Source organism: Frankia sp. CoWAU3, from assembly GCF_977971855.1.
Map to the genome: position 1 here is coordinate 8,910 of NZ_CDWWXB010000100.1, position 2,569 is coordinate 11,478.

The following is a 2,569-nucleotide window of genomic DNA, read 5'->3' on the forward strand; positions in this document are numbered from 1 at the left end:
GCCGGGCGCGCCCGGCGCGGCGGCACGGCGTCACGCCCGGAGCCGGCGCCCGGTGTGGATCTCGCGCCCCGTCTCGGTGATGTGTCCCGTGCCGGCGACGGACGTTTACGTGCTTCATGGAACGAGAGGATCTGCAGTTCCACGGCAAGGTCGACTTTACGCACGTCCACACCGTCGGGTACCGAAAGCACCGTGGGGGCGAAGTTGAGGATGCTGGTGACCCCGGCAGCGACCAGACGATCACACACCCCCTGCGCCGCGGCGGCCGGCGTGCAGATCATCCCGATCGTGACCTGACCCTGGACGATCACCTGTTCGAGATCGCCGACGGGACTGACGACAACCTCACCGACCCGCTCGCCGACTCGCTCGGGATCCGCGTCGACCAGGGCCACGATCCGAAAGCCCCTGGCATAAAAGCCGCCGTAACCCGCCAGGGCGTGGCCGAGGTTGCCGACTCCCACCAGCACAACCGCTCTGTCCTCGGTGAGGCCCAGTTTCGCGGCGATGCAGTCGAGCAGGACATCCACCTCGTAGCCGACGCCCCGCGTGCCGTAGGAACCGAGATGGGACAGATCCTTGCGAACCTTGGCCGGAGTGACTCCGGCGGCGGCCGCGAGCGTGTCCGAAGACACAGTATAAACCCCGCTTTCCGCCAATGTCGTCAGCACCCGGAGGTAGAGCGGAAGCCGCGCGACCGTCGCCTCCGGAACGTCGGAGGAACGCCTGGAAGCCGTGTCACTACGTGTACGTCGCCGGATCACCGCCGGGCGACGCCGTGGTTGACTCATCCGCGGCTCCGATCTCTAGGCGCGCGGTTACGCCCGGAGCTATGGGCCCGAATCCGTGGCCCCGCCGACACCCAGCGTGCGGTAGCCCCGGCGTGCGGTAGTCGGCGCCACAAGTCGGCTGTCCTCGGGCAGTGTACGACTTCGTGAAGGGATTCACGAAGTGCCGAGGAGAGCCGGCCCCCTGATCAGCGACCACCCTTGGCAGGGCGCAGCGCCCACCGGCCGCCGGCGAGCGCCCGCCGCAGCCGGTCCTCCTCCACCCGCCAGTAACCGTGTTCCCGGCCGTCGAGCAGGATGACCGGTACCCGGTCGCCGTAGGCGTCGGCAAGCTGGGGATCGGCGTCGACATCGGCCTCCCGCCACCCGACCTGCTCCTGCTCGGCGACCCGGACGACCGCCGCCCGCGCGGTGTCGCACAGATGACATCCCGTCCGGGTGAGTAGTGTGATACGCACACCGTTGCGGCCGGAATCCGCCTGTTCCAACCCGTCGTCCATTCCACGATGGTAGGCGCGATCCCCGTCGCCGCCGAGTGGCTTTCCGAACCGCTCGGTGGGACCGAGGCCCGTTCAGGGGCCCGGCCCCGGCGTGCGGTCCGGTCCGGACCTCGCCGGAAGACGCCCCCGCCTGCGCCCGGACGATCTCCGACTTCCCGCGCTCCCTCCTCCGGCTACACTCAGCTACTAACGGAACCATGTGCGCCGGGCTTTCCGGCCCACCTTGCCGCGACCGCATCCTCCGGAGCCCGGGCTGTGACCGAATGCACGCTCGCCGACCTCGCCGACCTCGCCGCCGGTCTCGTCGCCCCGCGCTGCGGCTCCCTCCGCAGGCAGGACGCGATGTCCCCGGTGGGCGCCAGGGAGGACCGCGAGCGAGTCGGAGACCCTCAGGGCGATCCGGCCGACGACGACCGGACGGCGCTCGTCGACCGGGCCCGGCGAGGTGACGTCAACGCCTTCGGGCTGCTCTACGACCGGTACGCCAACCTCGTGTTCCGGTACGCGCTGTACCGGCTGGGCGGGGATCCGGTGGCCGCCGAGGACATCGTCAGCGAGACCTTCCTGCGTGCCTTCCGCTCCATCGGCACGTTCCGGTGGCAGGGGCGGGACATCGGTGCCTGGTTCATCACCATCGCTCGCAACCTGCTGGTCGATCAGGCCCGCTCGGCGCGGTGCCGGTTCGAGATCCCGACGGCGGACATCCTCGCCGCGGCCGAGCACCGAGCCACGGCGCTGACGGTACCGAGCCCCGAAGAGTCGATCCTGGCCGTGCTGACCCGCCGCGAACTGCTCGACGCCGTCCGCGAACTGCGCCCGGACCAGCAGGAGTGCGTCGCGCTCCGGTTCCTCGAAGGGCTGTCGGTCCGCGAGACCGCGCTGGCCATGGGCCGTAACGAGGGGGCGGTCAAATCCTTGCAGTTCAGAGCAATTCGGACACTTGCCCGCGCCCTTCCCGCAGCAGGCACGGCCTGACCTCCGGGCCCCTCGCCGTGAGCGATATCCCAGATCACGTCGCAACCCCGGCCCGGTCGTTGTTCCACCGGCACTTTCCCGCCGTCACGTTCGAGCGGCGGCCGCCGCGAAGTCGTGCCGCACCGTACTCTGACGGCGTGCCGGCGAACCATGGCGTGGATCGCGGCGCGCGGAGGTGGCGACAAGGGGTGGGTGGCGGCCCCGGTCACTTCCCGAGCCGAGCCCTTGCTCCGCCCCGGACAGCATGGAGTTGACGATGAGGGTGCGACGACGCAGGGACCTGGCCACGACGAGGCAGGCCGCCGA

General features: G+C 70.3%; 4 protein-coding genes. 1 reads left to right on the forward strand and 3 read right to left on the reverse strand.

What is annotated here, in order from left to right; all coding sequences use genetic code 11:
- Both AC08ON_RS10730 and AC08ON_RS10735 read right to left on the reverse strand, forming a co-directional pair.
- Positions 1 to 791: redox-sensing transcriptional repressor Rex (locus AC08ON_RS10730; protein WP_476616879.1), on the reverse strand; the 791-nt coding region annotated here is incomplete at its 3' end.
- 185 nt (positions 792 to 976) lie between these two features.
- On the reverse strand, positions 977 to 1,288 hold the full coding sequence (locus tag AC08ON_RS10735; RefSeq protein WP_476607182.1) for a glutaredoxin family protein: 312 nt from the start codon (positions 1,286 to 1,288) through the stop codon (positions 977 to 979).
- 255 nt (positions 1,289 to 1,543) lie between these two features.
- On the opposite strand from AC08ON_RS10735, the gene AC08ON_RS10740 reads away from it, so the two are divergent.
- Positions 1,544 to 2,263: a sigma-70 family RNA polymerase sigma factor gene (locus AC08ON_RS10740; protein ID WP_476607183.1), complete on the forward strand. Its 720-nt coding sequence runs from the start codon at positions 1,544 to 1,546 to the stop codon at positions 2,261 to 2,263.
- An 84-nt stretch (positions 2,264 to 2,347) separates the two neighbouring features.
- Here the strand turns inward: AC08ON_RS10740 and AC08ON_RS10745 are convergent.
- The coding region (locus AC08ON_RS10745; protein WP_476616880.1) for a hypothetical protein at positions 2,348 to 2,569 on the reverse strand (222 nt) is incomplete at its 5' end.

What these genes read in the sequence shown, in the direction of transcription:
- AC08ON_RS10735 (WP_476607182.1), bottom strand. Translation starts at nt 1,288, where the DNA reads ATGGACGACGGGTTGGAACAGGCGGATTCCGGCCGCAACGGTGTGCGT.